The organism is Wolbachia endosymbiont of Rhagoletis cerasi, from assembly GCF_018454475.1.
Taxonomy (GTDB): domain Bacteria; phylum Pseudomonadota; class Alphaproteobacteria; order Rickettsiales; family Anaplasmataceae; genus Wolbachia; species Wolbachia pipientis.
Map to the genome: position 1 here is coordinate 64,763 of NZ_JADCNC010000006.1, position 20,436 is coordinate 85,198.

General features: G+C 35.2%; 15 protein-coding genes. 5 read left to right on the top strand and 10 right to left on the bottom strand.

Translation table 11 applies throughout. The annotated features are described in order from the left end of the window. Nucleotide 1: 1 nt before the first annotated feature. From INQ25_RS01835 to INQ25_RS01850, 4 genes are read right to left on the bottom strand one after another with little or no spacing between them, the layout of a single operon-like run. Nucleotides 2-478 carry a F0F1 ATP synthase subunit B family protein gene (locus INQ25_RS01835; RefSeq protein ID WP_065094793.1) on the bottom strand — a complete coding sequence of 159 codons (477 nt, stop codon included), beginning with the start codon at nucleotides 476-478 and terminating at the stop codon, nucleotides 2-4. Between the two features lie 8 nt (nucleotides 479-486). Continuing rightward, entirely contained in the window at nucleotides 487-966 is a 480-nt protein-coding gene (locus tag INQ25_RS01840; protein ID WP_065094794.1) for a F0F1 ATP synthase subunit B family protein, read from the bottom strand. 3 nt (nucleotides 967-969) lie between these two features. Beyond that, complete coding sequence (locus INQ25_RS01845; RefSeq protein ID WP_006014985.1) at nucleotides 970-1,197, bottom strand: F0F1 ATP synthase subunit C; 228 nt, start codon at nucleotides 1,195-1,197, stop codon at nucleotides 970-972. Between the two features lie 59 nt (nucleotides 1,198-1,256). After that, on the bottom strand, nucleotides 1,257-1,982 hold the full coding sequence (locus INQ25_RS01850; protein WP_155968396.1) for a F0F1 ATP synthase subunit A: 726 nt from the start codon (nucleotides 1,980-1,982) through the stop codon (nucleotides 1,257-1,259). Nucleotides 1,983-2,211: 229 nt separating this feature from the next. Between INQ25_RS01850 and INQ25_RS01855 the strand changes: the two genes are divergently transcribed. After that, nucleotides 2,212-2,475, top strand: coding sequence for a hypothetical protein (locus INQ25_RS01855; RefSeq protein ID WP_010962582.1), 264 nt, complete (start codon nucleotides 2,212-2,214; stop codon nucleotides 2,473-2,475). A 112-nt stretch (nucleotides 2,476-2,587) separates the two neighbouring features. Next, the gene (pheT, locus tag INQ25_RS01860; RefSeq protein WP_213862928.1) at nucleotides 2,588-4,927 is read left to right on the top strand and encodes a phenylalanine--tRNA ligase subunit beta; all 2,340 of its coding nucleotides are present in this window, start codon (nucleotides 2,588-2,590) and stop codon (nucleotides 4,925-4,927) included. On the opposite strand, the gene INQ25_RS01865 is transcribed toward pheT, so the two are convergent. Together INQ25_RS01865 and ileS are read right to left on the bottom strand one after the other, a co-directional pair. After that, complete coding sequence (locus INQ25_RS01865) at nucleotides 4,918-7,527, bottom strand: hypothetical protein (RefSeq protein WP_246484065.1); 2,610 nt, start codon at nucleotides 7,525-7,527, stop codon at nucleotides 4,918-4,920. The two genes, pheT and INQ25_RS01865, sit on opposite strands and share 10 nt — an antisense overlap. A gap of 175 nt (nucleotides 7,528-7,702) precedes the next feature. After that, nucleotides 7,703-11,020: an isoleucine--tRNA ligase gene (gene ileS, locus INQ25_RS01870; RefSeq protein ID WP_213862930.1), complete on the bottom strand. Its 3,318-nt coding sequence runs from the start codon at nucleotides 11,018-11,020 to the stop codon at nucleotides 7,703-7,705. 176 nt (nucleotides 11,021-11,196) lie between these two features. Here ileS and INQ25_RS01875 point away from each other — a divergent pair, with 176 nt between their 5' ends. Continuing rightward, on the top strand, nucleotides 11,197-12,663 hold the full coding sequence (locus INQ25_RS01875) for a peptide MFS transporter (protein WP_007548626.1): 1,467 nt from the start codon (nucleotides 11,197-11,199) through the stop codon (nucleotides 12,661-12,663). A gap of 139 nt (nucleotides 12,664-12,802) precedes the next feature. Here INQ25_RS01875 and miaB read toward each other — a convergent pair whose 3' ends face one another. Together miaB and hemJ are read right to left on the bottom strand one after the other, a co-directional pair. Continuing rightward, nucleotides 12,803-14,122 (bottom strand): tRNA (N6-isopentenyl adenosine(37)-C2)-methylthiotransferase MiaB, encoded by a 1,320-nt coding sequence (gene miaB / locus INQ25_RS01880; protein WP_010962578.1) that lies wholly within the window; start codon nucleotides 14,120-14,122, stop codon nucleotides 12,803-12,805. A 239-nt stretch (nucleotides 14,123-14,361) separates the two neighbouring features. Next, nucleotides 14,362-14,790 (bottom strand): protoporphyrinogen oxidase HemJ, encoded by a 429-nt coding sequence (hemJ, locus tag INQ25_RS01885; protein ID WP_010082641.1) that lies wholly within the window; start codon nucleotides 14,788-14,790, stop codon nucleotides 14,362-14,364. A 55-nt stretch (nucleotides 14,791-14,845) separates the two neighbouring features. Between hemJ and pdhA the strand changes: the two genes are divergently transcribed. Both pdhA and INQ25_RS01895 read left to right on the top strand, forming a co-directional pair. Next, nucleotides 14,846-15,826 (top strand): pyruvate dehydrogenase (acetyl-transferring) E1 component subunit alpha, encoded by a 981-nt coding sequence (pdhA, locus tag INQ25_RS01890; protein WP_213862931.1) that lies wholly within the window; start codon nucleotides 14,846-14,848, stop codon nucleotides 15,824-15,826. Nucleotides 15,827-16,234: 408 nt separating this feature from the next. Beyond that, on the top strand, nucleotides 16,235-17,158 hold the full coding sequence (locus tag INQ25_RS01895; protein WP_006279888.1) for an RluA family pseudouridine synthase: 924 nt from the start codon (nucleotides 16,235-16,237) through the stop codon (nucleotides 17,156-17,158). Between the two features lie 7 nt (nucleotides 17,159-17,165). Here the strand turns inward: INQ25_RS01895 and INQ25_RS01900 are convergent, their stop codons facing one another. After that, nucleotides 17,166-18,428, bottom strand: coding sequence for an MFS transporter (locus INQ25_RS01900; protein WP_213862932.1), 1,263 nt, complete (start codon nucleotides 18,426-18,428; stop codon nucleotides 17,166-17,168). A 61-nt stretch (nucleotides 18,429-18,489) separates the two neighbouring features. After that, complete coding sequence (gene aspS, locus INQ25_RS01905) at nucleotides 18,490-20,292, bottom strand: aspartate--tRNA ligase (RefSeq protein WP_213862933.1); 1,803 nt, start codon at nucleotides 20,290-20,292, stop codon at nucleotides 18,490-18,492. Between the last annotated feature and the right edge of the window lie 144 nt (nucleotides 20,293-20,436).

The window sequence follows — 20,436 nt, forward strand, 5'->3', positions numbered from 1 at the left end:
CCTAATGCAATTTTTTATTTAAGTCACGTGAAAATGAAGATATGACCTCGCTACTACGCTTATCATCTTTACGTTCATGCATTATTTTTTTTACAGCATCAGCAGCTATATTCGCTGTGTTAGCCTGTAAATCTCCAAGAGCTTTTTCAACTTGGTCAGTGACTTTCTTCAAGTTAGAATGGGCATTGTCATCTAATGTCTGATCTAGCTGCTGTCTATTGTGCTTAATGATACTATTAGCTTTATCAAGTGCTTCATTCATCATTTTATTAACTTCTGCATCTAATTCTTTGTATTTTTTAGAAGATTTTTTGTAATACTCCAACATATCTTTCCTGAATTTTTCAGTTTCTTCACTTGAAAATTTGCTTTTGTTACGCTTATTGTTAAGCGCATTTTTTATCACTTTCTTTAGCAATTTATACGAAAGGACAAAACTTACCAAGAAGGCAAGACCGATAATCAGTGATGTAGACATAAAAACCCCTAAAATTCTTTGGACACCAAGTCAGCAATAAATTCCTCTTCAATTTCAGAATTAGTCAATTTAGTATAATAAATTAAAGCAATACTAGTAGCCATTTGTTTTAACTGATCAGTATATTCAGATTTAAATTCTGCCACTTTTTTTTCAATAAGCTTGCTCTTTTTTTTATCTTCCTCTTCTAATATATTCTTAACATTAGCTCTCATTTCTTCTACCTGAGCAAGTGCATCATCTATGATTTTTTTTGCCTGTATTCTAGCTTGGTTTAAAGCGGCATTATACTTGGCAACCTGATCTTCCGTGAGTCTTAAAAGATGAACAGAACTATTAAAAGAATCCAATACTTCTTTACTTCTAGTGCTTATTATTTCATCTAACTTTGGCAAAAATAAACAACTTACTACGAAAAAAAGTGAAGAGAAAAAAATTAAAAACCAAAAAACTTGAGAAAAGAAGGTTGAAACATCAAGCTGTGGCATCTGTTAAGCAGCAAATATTAATAACATTGCAAGTACAAACGCAAGCAATCCCATGATTTCAACCATGGCAGCACCAATATAAACATAACTTTTCATTTTACCTTCTGATTCAGGGTTTCTCGCAATCCCATTTAACATAGCAGAGAAGATATTAGCTATACCTAAACCAGCGCCGAGCATTCCAAACACAGCTAAACCAATTGCTATAAATTTTAAAGCTACTAAATCCATATATTACCTTTAATTATTTCTTTATAATATAATTGTAAAATATTCTACAAGGAAGTCAATTACTTTACTGCATCTGACAAATATACACATGTTAATATAGTAAATATATAAGCTTGTAAAATTGCAACAAATACTTCAAATCCTATCAATGCAATTATGAACAAAAACGGCGCAGGAGTGAAAAATATGTTCATATTTACAATAAACCCTGCTATCACTTTGATGATTGTATGACCAGCAATCATATTTGCTGCAAGCCTTATTGATAGGCTAACCGGCCTTACTAAATAAGCAAACAACTTAATAATAATTATTATAGGTGCAAGCCACGAAGGAGTTCCTTTTGGTAGCAATATGCGTAAAAATTCTACTCCCCTTTCTTTAAATCCAACAATCGTTATATAAATAAAAACCACCATCGATAAAGCGAAGGTGACTATCACATGACTTGTGACCGTGAAACTATAAGGAAGAACACCAACTAAATTACACGATAAAATGAAAATAAACACTGTAAATATCAATGGAATGTGCTGCAAGCCTTTGCTTCCAGTGTTATTTTCTATTATTGAAATAACAAAATCATATACATACTCAACTGCAGCTTGCAAATATCCTGGTATTACTGCCCCCTTCTTTATTCCAAAAAGCAAAAAGAGTATCACCAATATCACCGAAATCATCGTGAAAAGAGATGAATTGGTAAAGCTTACGTCATACCCAAATAACCTAGGTAACTCTATTACCGTATATACTTTAAACTGTTCCAGCGGATTTAATGCCATTTTAATCTGAATTATAAACAGTAAATAAAGTATGAATTTTATAGGACAAAGTCAAGAATTAAGATAAGGCTCTGTATTATTATAACATTAACATATTAACAAAATATGTAATTAGAATGTTAATTACAGTCAGCTCTGTATTTTAAAATTTACTAATCTTGTTAAATTATTCAATATCTTGACTTAATATCTTATTTTGATTATAATTTAATTTTTAGTGAGGTATATAATGAACGAAATAGATTTTATTAACACTAATCATCCTTTAAATTTGGAGCAGGAATTTGGTAACGGATACATCGAATCAGTAGATTGTTTCCTTGACGAAGATACTCGCGATTATTACATAGGACTCAACAATGCAATAATACACTTCTTTTTTGATGGTAACATTGATGAGGATGCCTGGGATTATGAAAGTCTTAAATTCTTTCTGGAGATAGATTTAAAAGGTGATATAGAAAAAATTCTTTCTCTTCGCAAGAAGATATAAAGTTACAAAAGCTTCTACATCATAAACAATGATGTAGAAGTATTCCACTACAACAAGCTTTAAAAGCACTACATTTTATATTACAATAACTTTTTCACTTCTTTTTAGGTCCATGAAATTCACATTATCTTGGTTATTAGAGTACTTAGAAACCAATGCTAGTTTAGAAGAAATTACCGATAAATTAACTCACATAGGGTTAGAAGTAGAAGATGTGATCGATAATTCCAGATTGACTGGGTTTATCGTTGCAGAGGTATTAGAAGTCGTACCTCATCCAAATGCTGATAAATTAAAATTATGTAAAGTAGATGACGGAAGTAAAATTCTACAAATAGTTTGCGGAGCAAACAATGTTAGAGAAGGTATGAAAACTGTGCTTGCATCTCTTGGTAGCACATTGCCAGAAAGTGATTTCACAATCAAGCCCACAAAAATACGAGGAGTGCTAAGTGAAGGGATGCTTTGCTCTGCTTCTGAACTTGCATTTACTCAAGAAGAAAGTGAAGGAATAATTGAACTTTCTAATGATTATAAAGTAGGGGATAAATTTTTCAATTGTGACCCTGTAATTGATATAAATGTTACTCCAAACCGTGGAGATTGCTTAGGCATTTATGGAATAGCTCGCGACCTTGCTGCAACTGGAATTGGGACATTAAAGACTTTAAGCATTCCACAACTTACCAGCTCCATAAATTCACCAATCGATGTTGAAGTTACTGACGGGAAAAGTTTTATTAGTGGAATATACATCGCCAATGTAAAAAATCAAGAAAGCCCAAAATGGTTAAAAGATAGGCTGGAATCGATAGGAATGCGCTCCATTTCTGCAATAGTTGATATCACGAACTATATTATGATATCTTTCAGCCGCCCAATGCACGCGTATGATGCAAAAAAAATAGAAGGAGAGCTCACAGTACGCAAAGCAAACGACGGAGAAAAATTTGCTGGTTTGAACGGTAAAGAATACTTATTAAACAAAGACATAAGCGTTATTGCAGGTGATAAAAATATTCATGGAATTGCTGGAATTATAGGTGGTAAGTGCAGTGAATGTACTCTTGAAACTACTGATATCTTTTTAGAGTCTGCTTGGTTCGATCCCATCTCTATTACTAAATCTTCAAGGCAGCTCGGCATCTCCACAGACGCTAGTTACAGATTTGCACGTTCAGTTGATCCTGGATTTACTTTTGATGGACTCAACCTTGCAGCTAAAATGATTCTGGACTTATGTGGTGGAGAAACCTCAAGCGTAGTGTCTGCTGGCAGTTTAGATAGTGCTGACACCAAGGTGAGCTTTGATTATCAGGATGTGAACAAGTTTGGAAGTGTATCTGTATCACCTGATGAGACGTTCGATATCTTAACGAAACTAGGGTTTAGTATTGATAAAAAAACCGAAGGCAATTGGAATGCACAAGTACCAAGCTGGAGACCGGACGTGACTATACTTGCTGACCTAATTGAAGAAGTAACAAGAATATACGGCTATGACAAAATAAAAGAAGAACCACTACCAAATAATGTTGAAGAAGTAGATAGTACATACGACAATTTGCGTATTTTGATGACAAACAGAGGGTTTCATGAAGTGCTAACCTGGTCGTTTATGAGTGAATCAACAGCTGAAAAATTTGGTTACTCGAATAAGTTATTTATCATCGATAATCCGTTTAACAATAACTTTAATATAATGAGACCAAGTATTATGCCAAATTTATTGCAAGTTACTGCTGATAATATTGCCCATGGAATATCTGATCTTGCAATCTTCGAAATCGGGCCGATTTACGATGGTGAAGCTCAGTCTAAACATGTCTTAAGTGGAATAAGAACAGGAAATAATTTACCGCGAAACCATTATAATACTGATAGGAAAGTAGATGTTTTTGACGCAAAGGCTGATTGCATAGCAGCTTTGGAGTTTTTTAACGTCAATTGCGATAATTTAACGATAGAGAGAGCAGAAAAAGAATATTATCATCCAGGAAAGTCAGGCACCTTATCTTTTAGAAGTAAAATAGTTGGTTATTTTGGAGAACTGCATCCAAGTATACTGGATTTTTTTGATATCAAACAAAAAGTTGTAGGCTTTGAGGTAATATTAGAAAATATCGGAAATTTACCTGTAAGTAGAAAGAAATTTATCGATTATAAATACCAAAGTGTAAAACGTGATTTCGCATTTATTGTAAATAAGGATGTGGAAGTAGGTAACATAATCAATGTGGTAAAAAAAAGCTCAGAGCTCATCATAGAAGTTTTGATATTCGATGTATACCATGGAAATAATATAGAACCGAATAAGATGTCTATAGCGTTGTCAGTTACTTTTTGCTCTCCAATCCACACTTTAACTGAAAAAGAGATCCAAAAAGAATCAAGTGCTATAGTTAATTTAGTATGTGAAAATACCGGAGGAACTTTGAGAACTTATCGTTGAGTCACAATCATAGTTTCCTGCCGTTGCTGTGTCACACTTACTTCATCCAATTTATTTCCAATATTGAATTCAATATCCTTGAAAAATCTATCCCACATTCCATGCAAATGCTCTTCTATTTTAGGCCACACATCATTTTTAAATGTTACCCCATCATCAGAAAATAAATTACCTAAAAAGGCTCCAATACCTTCATAATTTGACTGAAAACATTGAAGAAATGTCTCTCCTTCTTTATAAGTATTATGTGCCACATTTAACGCTTTTCTCTCTGTAGTCTCTTTATAAGCATTTGATGCTCCAATCTTTATTGCACCAAACATAACTTTACTCCAGTTCTTAACTTTCTGTATACAACCTTCACTATTTCCTGGTATATTATTTATTATATTTTTTGTCAAATTGTCTATCAAAGGAGACAATAAATTTTGACTAAAATGTTTGATATTATCTTTTGTTTTAATTACAGGATATTTGATGCGTTTTTCTGCTAAACAGTACTCCAGTTCTGCTCTTTCTAATAACTTCTTGATTTCTTTTTCATCAAAAGTTTCAAGCTTGAATACCTTCAGTAAATCATCTTCTATTACTGCAAATTTTATTTTTTCACGAGACGTTAGTTCTTCTTTATAATCATTTTTTGTTTCTTCATTTATCAATAATTCTTTTTTGCCTAATTCTAACTGTTTTAATGCTTTCAGAATTTCTTCATTCCTTTTTAAGAGCACTTCTATTGATCTTGTACCCGGATGCCCTTTTTCCCTGTTATTTTGTTCAGCTTGTAAACGCTTATTTTGATCTTTGAGTGTTTGTTCTAATGTAGATTTTTCTAAATGTCCTTCATCTTGCACGCGAAAAGCTTCAATTATTTCTGCTAGACCTGATTCACCATATTTTCTTAATTTCTTGCATAAACATAAAACACCCTTTTTTTGTTCTCGAAGTAACCTTTGCACTTTATATTTTTTTATTTCTAAATACATCTTTTCTATAAAGTCATTTATTTTAGCTGAAGCTTCCTTATCCGATGGAACCTTTACTTTTTTTTCTAAATCTTCAAGCTGCTTCCTTAGGCTTTGCTTCTCCTTATCCGGTATATCTGATTGACTTAACTTACCTTGAACTTTTTTCATTACTGATTTTATCAGCCTGCGCTCAATCTCTTGATCATCATATTCGAATTTAAAAAGGTCTTCTAACCCCCTTTTTAAGGTGTCATTTGTTAAGCTACTGTTTTCATGTATTTCTTTTAATTTCTTATATATATTGTTACACCTTGTTTGACCTATTCCTCTTAAACGTTCAATTTCTTCTTTCGCATTACCTAAGGCTTTCTCTGTTGCTTGGAGATGCTTATTTTTATAAATATCAATTACTGTCCTTTTAACTATTTCGCCTTCCTTTATAAGCTTTTTCCATTCCGCCTCATGTACAGAAAATTCATCATCTTTTGAGTCTTCTACTTCCATTCCTGCGTTTTTCAAATCTTCTATTATAATCTCTTTTCTACTTGGTAATTCCTTACCTTGGCTCTCTAATTCCTGTCTCACTAAAGAATTTTTTATCTCATCTTCCAGCGAAAAATCTTCTCCCCGTCTATCTCGCTGAAACTTAATTGCTTGTATAAAGGCAACTTGATAAGCACTTTGTATTAAGTGACTTGTCAAATTAGGACCTATACTATCTACCACTTTCGACTTGAATTCGTTCAATAATTCCTTCAATTTATCATATGTAATCTCTTTCTTTTCTAGCTTTATCAGTTCTTCCATAGTCTTCGCAAATTCCTGAATAGAAGTTGCAAGCACATCCTTGATTTCATTGCGTAAGGGCTTAAGACCATTTTTTAAATTGATGTTAGTTGACAATTTCAGTACGATGCTATGCTCTGAATCCCGCGTCACATCAAACCACTTGTTATTTTCATTTTCATACAAATCTCTAAGCAATCGTTTAAATTGCGGTGGAAATTCTATTTCCATATCCCACGCAATATTTGGTCCAGTAACTTCCTTTTCATGAAAAGACACCTCAATATTTTGATGCTTATTAGAATACCGCCCCATACTTATTTTAAGAGCAGTAACTAAAGAGTGAGATAAATCTCTATTTAAAAGATAAAAAGTAGCCAAAGCAATTGTTGCAGGAACAACTAAGGCTACAAGTACAGCCATATTAACAAAAATTGCTATTGCAGCAAGAACACCATATGCCAATCTTTTTGGCACGCCAGTTTCACTCTTTTTTGTCTTATCTTCCCCTACACTGTCTTGTGTCTTGCTGTTTGCTTGAAATCTACTGCATACGACTAATCCCAGTGCAGTAAAAGCAATATAAGGAAGCATTAAAACTGACAGAGCTAAATTTAATATTTTCTTTTCTGGGCAAGTTCTATTTATTTCCTTAAATATTTCGCTTGATATATTATACCAGGAAGTAAAAAAATCAGAGTTATAATCTTTATAATGAAATATACTGAGTGGAACGTTAAAATTAGCTAACGGCTCTTGTTCTTCCACAGCATCAAAAAATTCTTCTTCCTCTTCTGAAGTAGCAAGACCTAAATTATTCCCTTCTTCTACATTAGAAACAGCTTCCATAGCATCAAAAGACTCTTCCTCTTCCAAAGTAACATTGGAAATAGATTCTACTTTACCTAAATCATCACTGTTGTTATTCAAATTAACAACTTCCTCACAATCTACAACAGCATACATACCATAACCTTACCCCAATTACCCTAAGTATAGCACAAATGCTAACAATTTGCAACTATCAACAATCTAACTTAATACCAACAATTGAATCTTGGTATTCTTTAGAGTAAAAGTTGATTCCAATTTCTATATTAACCTCTAAAGATAAGGCTAGAGTTTGCTCTTTTATATATTCACTCCACGTATTTATTGCTTCCTTAATTTTCTCATCTTCTGTTTTGATTGTTACTCTAATTCTATCTGATATATGAAAATCAGCTTGTTTTCTAGTTTCTTGAATGAGCCTCACAATATCTCTCGCGAGCCCTTCTAGAATTAATTCATCATTTAGTTCAGTATTTAGAATGACAATCCCTTTATTGTTATCAAATACAGAGGAATATTCACTGTTTGCTTTTAACAATAGTTCATATTCGCCTTTTTCTATAATATAGTTCTCTGATTCGTCTCCTAGAAATATCTGCTCATTCTCAACTTGCTTCCATTTTCCCTCCTTGACATATTGAACTAGCTTCTTGATTTTGTCTGGAATTCTTTTCCCAAGCAGTGGGAAATTTAGCTTTAACTCTAGTGATGCAATATCTTCAAGTCTGTTTACTAACTCCAGTTTTTTTACATTTACCTCATCTTTTATCATCTCCTGGTACTCATTTGAATCTGCAGCACACTGGATCCCAGTGTCAGCTACTTGGATAACAGGAGAGAACTCTGGGATGACAGAAAACGGCTCACCTTCAAGAAAACTACAGGAAGACTGATGATAAATCGTCATACTACTAAGTGGTTGTCTGATACGTATGTTAAAAGTGTTTCTAATAGAGAGTGCAGAGTTACATATCTCTCTCACTAGATCCATTTTGGCAATGAGCTGACTATCAAACTTCTCTAATTGTGGAAAATTAGCCAAATGAACAGATGTTTCTTCATACTTAAGCCCTTGCCATATATTCTCTGTTATAAGTGGCAACAAAGGAGCTGCAGCTCTTAGTATGTAATAAAAAACCGTATATAGAACATTATAAGCATCAGTTTTATCCTGATCCAAATCACTTTTCCAAAAACGCTCGCGACTGCGACGAATATACCAATTATTTAGCACTTCAAAAAAGTTCATTAAAATTTTGCAAGCCTCTTGGGAGTTATAGCTGTTCATAGAAGCTTGGATACTTTCTACAGCTTCAAAACATTTGGAAATCATGTAGCGATCAATAGTACTTTGATAATCCTTACAAACTTCAGCTTTAATTCCATCTGCATTTGCATACATAGTAAAAAAGTGATAACTGTTCCAAATAGGTTTTATTACGTTTTTCAGAACATCTCGTATTGAGTTTCCTTCTTTATCAAGTAGCAAATTACCACCACAAACAATAGATCCAGAAAGCATAAGAAAACGCAGCGCATCAGAACCGTATCTATCAAAAACCTCCATTGGATCTGCATAGTTATTCAAACGTTTGGACAATTTTTGCCCTTTTACATCCAAAACAACACCGTGGCATATGCAGTTCTTAAATGGTTCCCTATCAAACAAAGCAGTAGACAATACAAAGAGCGTATAAAACCACCCCCTGGTTTGTGCTATGTACTCGGTAATAAAATCCGCAGATTCAAACCACTCCTTATTTTCAAACGGATAGTGGATTTGCGCAAATGGCATCGAGCCAGATTCAAACCAGCAGTCAAACACGTCAGGTACACGGCGCATAACTGATTTTCCTATTGGGTCATCAGGATTTGGTCTTGTTAAAGTATCGATAAATGGTCTGTGCAAGTCGTCTATTTTAACATTAAAATCTCTCTCCAGTTCTTCTATTGAACCATATACATCTACTCTTGGATATCTCGCATCGTCTGATTTCCATACAGGGATTGGTGTACCCCAGAATCGATTGCGTGAAATTGACCAGTCGTGTGCCCCTTCAAGCCATTTTCCAAATTGACCATCTCTAATGTGGTTTGGTATCCAATTAACTCTCTTATTTAGCTCTACCATTCTGCTTTTGAATTTTGTAACAGCAACATACCAAGAAGGCATAGTGCGATAGATCAAAGGAGTATCAGTTCTCCAGCAGTGTGGATAATTGTGAATATATTGCTCAGTCTTAAACCAACTCCCCTGCCCTTTCAATTTTTTTATTACTGTATCATTGGCATCAAAAACATGAACCCCTGCCAAATCTGAAACTTCAGCAGTAAATTTTCCACTGTTATCAATTGGACAAATAACTGGAATATCATGGCTTTGGCAAAGGTAAAAATCTTCCTCACCAAATCCAGGAGCAGTATGCACAACGCCAGTACCATCTTCTCCTGTAACATAATCAGCAATGAAAACGCGGAACGCATTTTTTGTATCTTTAAAGTAATCAAACAGCGGCTTATAGGAAAGGCCTGCAAGATCATTCGCTTCAAGTTTTATATTGCAGTTTTCATATGGAATATTGTTTTGTTCAGAGTGGCTGATAAATTTCTCTAGGTAACTTTCAGCAAAGATATATATTTCATTAGGTTGATTTGATGTCACTTCAGCATGCAAACATTTATTACCTTCCTGGATTCCAGCTTCACGCGCTGCCAAAGAGTGGACTGACACTGCACAATACTTGATGTCCTTTCCTATCGCCAAAGCTAAATTGCTCGGCAACGTCCATGGGGTTGTAGTCCAAGCAAGTAATTTGCACTTTTGTTCAATATTTTTAAATTGCTGTGGGTTTTCTAAAAGCTCAAATGCAACAGTTACAGCTTTGCTAGTCTTTTCCCTATACGCGTTATCAAGCCTTGTTTCAAAATTGGATAATGGAGTTTCGCAAGCCCAACTATATGGAACAACGCGTACTGATTCATATACTAAGCCCTTATCATAAAGCTGCTTAAATGCCCACATGACCGACTCCATGAATGATTTATCCATAGTCTTATAGTCATTGTGAAAGTCTACCCACCTTGCTTGCCTATTGACATACTTCTCCCATTCTGATGAAAATTTCATTACAGAAGTACGACAATGATCGTTAAATTTATCTATACCAAACTTCTCTATCTCAGTTCTACCAGATATTCCAAGTTCCTTTTCTGCACCCATCTCAGCCGGCAATCCATGGCAATCCCAGCCAAATCTACGTTCAACCCTTTTTTGAAGCATAGTTTGATATCTTGCAAATGCGTCTTTGATGAAACCAGTGAGTAAATGTCCATAATGCGGAAGTCCATTTGCAAACGGAGGCCCATCGTAAAAGACAAAACAATTATCCTTGGAACGTTCTTCAACTGACTGCTCAAAAACTTTATTTTCCTGCCAAAATTTTATGATTTCTTTTTCTAACGACGAAAAATCAGGACTACTTACTGTATCAGGATAATGCTTTGACTTCATGTTCGCTATGTAAAACTAAAGAATATAGGGCTTTCTGAAAAATTACAAATTCAAAAATATTTCCGTAGCTCACACCCCAACAAACTATTCTGCCGAGCTTCCAATACCTTTTTTTAAGTTTTACTTGCAGTTTTTATTGTTTTACTTAACATTAACCCAAGCTTTAGGGGTATTTTATGGATCAGAAGACAGATAAGTTTCCACAATTTTTAAAAATGTTGTGCTTTGTTGAAATGTGGGAACGTTTCTCTTACTATGGAATGAGGGCACTTTTGGTCCTATTTTTGACTTCTCACTTAGGTTTCACTGATGAGAGGGCCTTTACTATTTACTCATTATTTGCTGCAACAGGTTATGCTATACCAATACTTGGAGGTTTTTTAGCTGATAAGTTGATGGGATTCCGCAACATGGTGTTGCTTGGAGGGATAGTGATGATAGCAGGTCATGCTTGCATGTCATTGGTTAAGTTTGAACCAGGTTTATTATATTTAGGTTTATCTCTAATAGCCATAGGTACTGGTATGTTTAAAGGGAACGTAACTAACTTACTTAGTTCATGCTATGGCAAAGACGATCCTGAACGTAGCAGAGGCTTTACTTTATTTTACGTAGGTGTGAATATTGGAGCAATATTGGCTTCTATTTCATGTGGTTATGTAGCCCACTTGTTTGGCTGGCACTACGGCTTTGGTTTAGCTGGTATTGGGATGTCTATAGGGCTAATCTTTTTTCTCAAATTTCAGAATCTTTTAGGAGATAGCGGCCTTTCTCCTTATCCAGAGCTTATGAATAAGCGCATATTAGGGATTAAAATTTTTGGTATAGTATTGATAGGAAGCTTTCTGTCATCATCAATAATTGCTAAAATGCTTATACATAGTGAATTTTTTACTAATATGCTCATATTTATTGGAATAACAGCTCTGGGCATATTTATTTATATAATATCTAAATTATCAGCAGAACAAAGACGAAAATTAGTGGCATTATCTATTCTTGTGGTATTTTTCTTGTGTTTTTTTGCTTTAGAAATGCAGCTTGGCTCTTTGGTTAACTTATTCACCGAAAGAAACGTTATTAACAATGTATTAGGTATAACAATCCCAGCTTCAGTTTCTCAAGCCATAAATCCTTTGTCAATTATAATATTTGGCTTTCTTTTTGGAACATACATGAAGTTTAAGCAAAAATATGCAACTTCCATGTTTACCCTTGGCCTTCTGACAATGGCTATGTGTTTTTTCACACTGTACATAGGATGTTTAAACTCTAACATTGAAGGTAAAGTAGAATACTTATATTTAATAATTGCTATCTCCTTTATGGGACTGGGAGAATTATGTATTGCTCCATTAGTCCAAGAACAAGCAACTACACTAGCCCCCAAAAACCTTAGAGGAGTAGTGATGGGTATAGTAATGCTGTCATTAGCGTTTTCTAACCTAGCCGGAGTTGCAATATCAAAATTTATGTCAGTTCCTTCAGTAAATGGTAAAATAAATTATTTAGAATCTTTAGAAATATATAAAGAGGGTTTTTTAAAGGTGGGAATATTTAATTTAATGCTCGTTATTGTATTTTTATTCTTCTTCAATTTTATACATAAAGTTGTTACTAACTCATCTTGTACAAAAAATTGATATAGGTAAGCTCAAATTTGTAGGTTTAAGGTACCCGTTCAGCAGAGGTAGCAATTAAACTTTGTAACTTTTGAAAAAGATTATGATTGCATTTTTTCAATACTCTTTGCTTAAGATTTATATTTAACGCTGCTTAAAATCAGTGAAATGCACACCCCAGCAAACTACTCTGCCGAGCTTCCAACACTTTCACATTTACTATTTTGTCCCTGTATTTATCTTCAGAATCATCAATGCACACTGATTGCATATATGGGCTTTTACCAATAATTTGGTTTTGGTGTTTACCTTTTTTATCGCTAAATAGAACAGGTATAGTTTTACCTACCATACTCTGGTTAAACTCAAGTTGTTGCTTACTAATTAATTTCTGTAAACGAAGAAGGCGCTCTGTTTTAACCTCTTCTGGTACTTGATCTTTTCTTTCCGCTCCCGGTGTGCCTGGTCTTGGGCTGTATTTAAAACTATAAGCCTGAGCATATCTAACTTTTTCTACTAATTTCATAGTTTCTTCAAAATCTTTTTCGGTTTCTCCAGGAAAACCAACAATAAAATCAGAAGAAAATTCGATTTCAGGTTTCAATTTGCGAAATCTGTCTATTATTTCCAAATACTCCTCTGCAGTGTGTTTCCTGTTCATCGCGTGCAATATTTTATTCGAACCAGACTGCACAGGCAGGTGAACAAACGGCATGAGCTTTGGCTCTTCCGCATGTGCCAAGTAGAGAGATTCATGCATATCTCTTGGATGAGAAGTTGTATAACGAATCCTCTCTAGCTTTTCAATTTTAGCAATATGACTAATTAATTTTCCTAAATCCCACACTTCCCCTTCGCACTCCCCATGGTAAGCATTGACGTTCTGACCAAGCAAATTGATCTCATTTGCCCCATTTGCAACTAATTTCAATGCTTCACGAAATATTTCATTCACTGGCCGTGAATACTCAGCTCCACGAGTATAGGGCACTACACAAAACGTACAAAATTTATCACAACCCTCTTGTATGGCAAGAAACGCAGAAGACCCCTGGCTATTGCCATAGCATTCATCTGGCAATTTATCAAACTTTGCAACTTCAGGAAAATCAGTGTTTATTACATGACCTTTACTTCTGCTTGCTTTGACTATCAGCTCCGGTAAGGTAGCGATACTCTGCGGACCAACAACAATATCAACAAAAGGAGCCCTTCTGAACACTTCTTCTCCCTCTGCTTGCGCTACACACCCAGCCACCACTATAGTCATTTCTTTTCGTAACGAATGAATCTTCCCAAGCTCTGAGTAAAGTTTTTCTGCTGCCTTCTCTCTAATGTGACAAGTATTCAGTATCACTAAATCGGCTTTCCCTGCATCACTAACAACGTTGAACCCCAAAGGTTTAATTACATTTTCCATTAAAACGGAGTCATAAACGTTCATCTGACAGCCGTAAGTTTTAATATATAGGCCTTTCATATTTGGTATGTCTTTTTCAAAATTTCTTCACCCTACACGTAAATGTCTAACAGACCAGCGCGTGACGCTAGTGAACTTGCTAGCACAATAGATTTTGACAAAATTATACGAAAAACTGGATCCCAGTGTCAAGCACTGGGATGACAAGAAAGGGAGCACTGGAATTTTTATTTCAGTATTGTACATTAGCCATGCATCTGAACAGATACGAGCTTTCTGCTTTTTTTGGGTAAGGTCAGTCAAAAAGGTTTTACAACAACCATAATAACTATAACTATTATCAATACTGTAACTGCTTCATTTAAAACGCGAAAATAAATATGTGACTTCTTATTCGAACCCATTGCAAAATTTTTCCTATATTTTGCAAGTAGCATATGAATAATTAACATCAAAAGTATTGCAAATGCTTTTACATGAAACCATCCTTCACGATATGCTTCCCTAATAACCATTAGTGTAATTCCAAGACCAAGTGAGAAAAGCATTGCAGGGTTTATGATATATCTAAGTAGCCTCTTTTCCATTGTTTGAAGCAAGCTATCATTTTCCGATCCCGGTTTTACAGTTGCATGGTAGACATAAAGCCTGGGTAAATAAAGCATACCTGCCATCCACATGATAACAGAGATAACGTGAAAAGCCTCAAGCCAGTGGTAATAGTTCATTAGCAAAAATTTAAAATTCCTGGTATTGTGTTAGTTTAATGAAAAAGAAATCGATATGAAAGCAGAAAATTTCACTAAAGAACAGATAATTGGATTCTACAGGAAAATGCTACTCATACGCAAATTTGAGGAAAAAGCAGGACAATTATATGGGATGGGATTAATAGGCGGGTTCTGTCACCTATCAATAGGACAAGAAGCAGTTGCAGTTGGAACTCAAGCTGCATCAAAATTAGGTGACGCTTTTATCACAAGTTATAGAGACCATGGCTTAATGCTCGCATGTGATTCTGATCCAAATGTTGTAATGGCAGAGCTTACCGGCAAAGAAACAGGATGCTCGAAAGGTAAAGGTGGTTCGATGCACGTATTTGACGTTGAAAAAAAATTCTTCGGCGGGCATGGAATAGTGGGAGCACAAGTTCCAATTGGCACAGGAATAGCATTTGCTAATAAATATAAGAAAAAAGATAATGTGGTATTTACATATTTTGGCGACGGTGCTGCAAATCAAGGACAAGTATATGAATCGTTTAATATGGCATCTTTGTGGGAGTTGCCTGTGGTTTACATCATAGAAAATAATGAATACGCAATGGGAACCTCCGTGCAAAGGTCAACTTTAGTAACAGAGTTATATAAAAGAGGAGAAAGTTTTGGTATTCCTGGAAAACAAGTTGATGGAATGGATTTTTTCTCTGTTTATGAGGCTACAAGCGAAGCAGCGGAACACACACGCAGCGGAAAAGGGCCTATCCTGCTTGAAATGAAGACATATCGATATCGCGGTCACTCAATGTCAGATCCTGCTACTTATCGCTTAAAAGAAGAAGTTGAAGATATGAAGCAAAATCATGACCCTATAAGCACTTTAAAGAAATACATGACAGATAATAAAATGGCTTCAGAAGAAGAGTGCAAAGTAATTGATAAGGAAATACGTGATTTAGTAAAAAAGTCGGAAGATTTTGCCAAAAATAGTAAAGAACCAAGCGTTGATGAGCTGTATACTGATGTTTATAAATTTGTTAGCTAATTTTTTTATCCAGAACTGTACAAACATTGTATAGTAAACGATGTCATCCAAATAGCTCCTTCTCCCGTCATCCAAGTGCCCTCCTTTTTTTGTCATCCCAGTGCTCTGACTACTTGGATCCAGCTGAGTTGGTGAGTATAAAAGTATAGCTAACGCAAGCTCTACGTCATGCCGCCGCGAACCGTCATACCGCGATTCATTCGCGGTATCTCTAGATCCCGCTAACAAGCAGCGGGATGACGGTTGTCAGGCTAGCTGTCATCTCAGTAGTCTCCTTCTCCTGTCATCCGAGTAGCTGACACTGGTTCCTTTATGACGGCAGTAGCCCCTTCGGTGTCATTCCAGTGCTTGACACTGGAATGACACCAATAATTGACATTTCACTAGATATTCATTATAAATAATGGAATGCTACAAAGTATAAAAACCATATTAATAGAAGACGATAACGTTAGGCTGGATAGGTACATCAGAAGAATCTTTCCTGATCTAAAGCAATCTGTAATTGAAAAATCTTTAAGGAAAGGATTAATCAAAGTTGATGATTGCAAAGCAAAGTCCAGTGATAGAGTAAATTCTGGGCAAACTATAACGCTGAAGCACTTGAATTATATTGAAAACGCTAATTCTGATCGCAAATATAATGAAAAGTTAGTGAATCTACTAAGAGAGAACATATTATATGAAGACGAATATATACTAGCTATAAACAAACCCGCAGGGGTCATCGTTCAAGGTGGCGTAAAAGTAAAGATTAGCATGAGTGATTTGCTTGACCAAATAAGAGAGGGAGAAACATTTAAAATTGTCCATAGGCTAGATAGAGATACGAGTGGAGTGATAATATTCGCACGCAACGCTAATGTTGCCAGATACCTTATGGAAGAATTTAAAGGACGAAGAGTAAAAAAAACTTATTTAGCATTAACTTCTGGCATACCGAGCAAGGATAGTGGAACAATAGACTATCCATTGGTGAAAAAATATGTTTCAGGTCAAGAAAAAGTGGTCGTTGATGAAAATTCACCTCAGAATGCCACTACGCATTTTTCAATTATAGCAAAATCCAAACACAATGTTGCTTATTTAAAATTACAACCAATTACCGGCAGAACCCATCAGTTACGTGCACATTTAGCTCATATAAATTGCCCTATTCTTGGTGACGGTAAATATGGTGGTAAAAAAGCTTTTATTGATGGGATAGCAAATAAAATTCACCTTCATTCGCATTCTTTATCTTTAAAACTGCCAAACAATAAAGAAATCACTATCACCGCTCCTATCACTAAACACATCGAAAAATCCATTGAAGCGCTATTTTTCGACTGAAACGATTTCACCAATCAACTTTTCTGTCTTTGGCTTTAATTTGAAGCACAGATATTAGGCTAATTAATGCGCAGGCAGTAAGATAAATGCCTGCTGCAAGTTTTGTTTCGGTTTTTTCTATAAGCCACATGCATATGTATGGAGAAAGGCCACCAAAAATTCCTGCAGATATATTATTTGCTAAGCTTACGCCAGTGCATCTTACTTTTGTTGGAAACAGTTCACAAATAACAGAACCATATATTCCAAAAGATGCACCTACTGGTATAGTAATCAATAAGTAAGTTATTATTACGACATAGTGGTTAACGGAAGATAATAATGGTAATACACATGTACCAATCAGAGATAGCATAATCAGTACAGGAATCATTGCGCGTTTTCTTCCAACTTTATCAGATAAAATTGCAAAAAGTACCGCAGATGCTGCAAATACAACCTGTATTACTATCCTCATTAAATCTTTAACACTAATAGATAAAATAACTAGCTCTTTTATTGATATATTATAAAACATTATTGCTGCGTAGACAATTGCATTCTGAGCAATTCCCAGATTGATTGAAATAATAAGCGGTCTTTTATAGTTTCTTACTAGTTCTAACAATGGTGAATGTGCTAAATTATTAGCGTACTTATTAGTTTTATATGCTAAGCTTTCTTTTAATATGTACCTAGTTAAAAAACCTATTGTCCCCAAAAAAAAGCAAAAATAAAAAAGCAACTTCCATCCCCATATTTCATAGTTCTCACCTGTAACTCTTTTGCAGATAAATATCATTGTTATGCATAAGAGCGTTCCAAGGGCTCCGCTAAAGGGCTTCATACTTCCTAAGAAACCTAGATTTTTTTTATCTTTTGAATGCTCTATCGTAAATGCTGTATTAATGCTTGTTTCACCTCCTGCAGTTATTCCTTGCACTATTCTACAAAACACAAGCAATACAGGTGAAAGCAACCCTATTTCTTTATACCCAGGTATAATTCCCATAATTGTGGATGATATTGAAATTAATATTACTGAAGTAAGTAAAGTCTTTCTTCTGCCATACTTATCTCCCATATAACCAAAAATTACTGCACCAATTGGTCTAAACGCAAAACCAATTGCAAAAACACCAAGGAATTTGAGTGTACTCAAATAATGATCTTCTGATGGGAAAAAAACGTTGATGATTGTATCTGTTAATACTCCAAAAAGAGTGAGTTCATACCACACAATCATGTTACAGATCATGCCCGATAGTATTGCTTTTTGGATATTATTCATGGTCTTTCAATTTAACATAACCTAATATATCATTAACCGGTGCTCCTTGCTATAAAATTTTTCATTCAATAACCTTCAAGGATAATTCACGTAAATGCTTATCCTCCACCTTGGAAGGAGCACCCATTAGAACATCTTCACCTTGCTGGTTCATAGGAAAACAGATTACTTCACGAATATTTGGCTCATCAGCAAGCAGCATAACTATTCTATCAACTCCTGGTGCTATTCCACCATGAGGAGGAACACCAAATCTGAATGCACGTACAAGTGCACCGAATCTTGTATCAACTTCTCCCCGGCTATAACCTGCAATGGCAAAAGCTTTATACATGATATCCAGTTTGTTATTACGAATCGCCCCACTTGACAGTTCTATTCCATTGCAAACAAGATCATATTGGTAAGCAAGGATATCCAGTGGATTTTTGTCCTCTAAATCTTTCAGACCACCGTGTGGCATGGAGAATGGGTTATGAAAGAAATCGATTTTTTTACTTTTATCGTCATATACAAAATATGGAAAATCAATGATCCAACAAAACTTGAAGATATTATCATCTATAAGACTGAGTTCTGACCCTAAAAGAGTGCGTACTTTTCCTGCAATGTTTGCCGCCTCATTCTCTTTGTCAGAAGCAAAAAATACACTATCTCCTGGCTCTATGTTTGTTGCTTCTCTTATGTGGTTTAGCCTATTTTCATCAAGAAATTTAGCAATTGGGCCTTTCGCAGTTCCATCTTTATCAAACGTTATATATCCGAGACCCTTAGCACCGAATTCTTTTTGCGCATGTTCTATCTTTTTATCAAAGAAGCTGCGTGGTTCCTCTGCTGTTTTAGGTGCAGGGATGGCTCTCACTACCATACCACGCTCAATATTGCTTTTGAAAATATTGAACCCTGAATCACGGAAAATTTCTGTAACATCGCTGATTAATAGTGGATTACGCAAATCTGGCTTGTCAGAACCATACTTAAGCATTGCCTCTTTGTATGTAATGCGTGGAAAATCTTTATCGACAGACTTGCGAGAAAATTTGGCGAACACTTTATATAAAGCAGATTCAATAACGTCAAATATGTCCTCTTGAGTCACAAAAGACATTTCAAGGTCTAGCTGGTAAAATTCCCCAGGAGAGCGGTCAGCCCTTGCATCTTCATCACGAAAACACGGTGCGATTTGGAAATATTTATCAAACCCTGAGACCATGAGCAACTGTTTGAAAATCTGCGGAGCTTGTGGCAATGCATAGAACTTGCCAGGATTTAGCCTGCTTGGCACTAGGTAGTCGCGTGCTCCTTCAGGAGAGGAAGCAGTGAGTATTGGAGTTTGAATCTCTAAAAATCCTCGCTCTATCATGAGCTTGCGGAGCTCTGCAATAATTTGTGAGCGCAAAATAATATTGTTGCGGACTTTTTCACGTCTTAAGTCAAGAAATCGATATTTAAATCTCATGTTTTCTGGGTATTCTTGCTCGCCGGTAATGCTTGCCAATATACTTCTTTCTTCTTTTGCTATTTCTTCATCAAAGTGGAACTCAACTTCCGACTCAACGCGCAAATTGTTGACTATCACCTCGATTTCTCCGGTAGAAATAGAGCTGTTTACCGTATCTTCAGTTCTAGCTTCAACTATTCCTGTAACAGTAATTACACTCTCCAATTTTAAATTTGATATCTCATCAAAAAAGTCTTTGTCATTATTAAATACTAGCTGAGTGATTCCGTAGAAGTCTCTTAAATCAACAAAAATTAGGTTACCATGGTCGCGCTTACGATATAACCATCCAGAAAGGGTAACTTCCTTTTCTACGTCGTTCTTCCTCAGTTCATTGCACGTATGAGTTTTACAGCAGTTCATATTTGTTTTACTTCTAAATTCTTTAAGAAGTATAGAAATAAACCTTATTACATACAAGCCCGTTCGTCAGATATTTGCGCAATTTTCGAAATAGAGCAGTACTGCTTTTATATTGTCTTTACCCGCAAAAAAATTGCACAATTT

Excerpts from the sequence above, each read along its gene's own strand:
- INQ25_RS01835 (WP_065094793.1), bottom strand. The coding sequence starts at position 478 with ATGTCTACATCACTGATTATCGGTCTTGCCTTCTTGGTAAGTTTTGTC.
- INQ25_RS01875 (WP_007548626.1), top strand. The coding sequence starts at position 11,197 with ATGGATCAGAAGACAGATAAGTTTCCACAATTTTTAAAAATGTTGTGC.
- aspS (WP_213862933.1), bottom strand. The coding sequence starts at position 20,292 with ATGAACTGCTGTAAAACTCATACGTGCAATGAACTGAGGAAGAACGAC.
- pheT (WP_213862928.1), top strand. The coding sequence starts at position 2,588 with ATGAAATTCACATTATCTTGGTTATTAGAGTACTTAGAAACCAATGCT.
- INQ25_RS01865 (WP_246484065.1), bottom strand. The coding sequence starts at position 7,527 with ATGGAAGCTGTTTCTAATGTAGAAGAAGGGAATAATTTAGGTCTTGCT.
- INQ25_RS01855 (WP_010962582.1), top strand. The coding sequence starts at position 2,212 with ATGAACGAAATAGATTTTATTAACACTAATCATCCTTTAAATTTGGAG.
- pdhA (WP_213862931.1), top strand. The coding sequence starts at position 14,846 with ATGAAAGCAGAAAATTTCACTAAAGAACAGATAATTGGATTCTACAGG.
- INQ25_RS01900 (WP_213862932.1), bottom strand. The coding sequence starts at position 18,428 with ATGAATAATATCCAAAAAGCAATACTATCGGGCATGATCTGTAACATG.
- ileS (WP_213862930.1), bottom strand. The coding sequence starts at position 11,020 with ATGAAGTCAAAGCATTATCCTGATACAGTAAGTAGTCCTGATTTTTCG.
- INQ25_RS01895 (WP_006279888.1), top strand. The coding sequence starts at position 16,235 with ATGCTACAAAGTATAAAAACCATATTAATAGAAGACGATAACGTTAGG.
- INQ25_RS01840 (WP_065094794.1), bottom strand. The coding sequence starts at position 966 with ATGCCACAGCTTGATGTTTCAACCTTCTTTTCTCAAGTTTTTTGGTTT.
- INQ25_RS01850 (WP_155968396.1), bottom strand. The coding sequence starts at position 1,982 with ATGGCATTAAATCCGCTGGAACAGTTTAAAGTATATACGGTAATAGAG.
- miaB (WP_010962578.1), bottom strand. The coding sequence starts at position 14,122 with ATGAAAGGCCTATATATTAAAACTTACGGCTGTCAGATGAACGTTTAT.
- hemJ (WP_010082641.1), bottom strand. The coding sequence starts at position 14,790 with ATGAACTATTACCACTGGCTTGAGGCTTTTCACGTTATCTCTGTTATC.
- INQ25_RS01845 (WP_006014985.1), bottom strand. The coding sequence starts at position 1,197 with ATGGATTTAGTAGCTTTAAAATTTATAGCAATTGGTTTAGCTGTGTTT.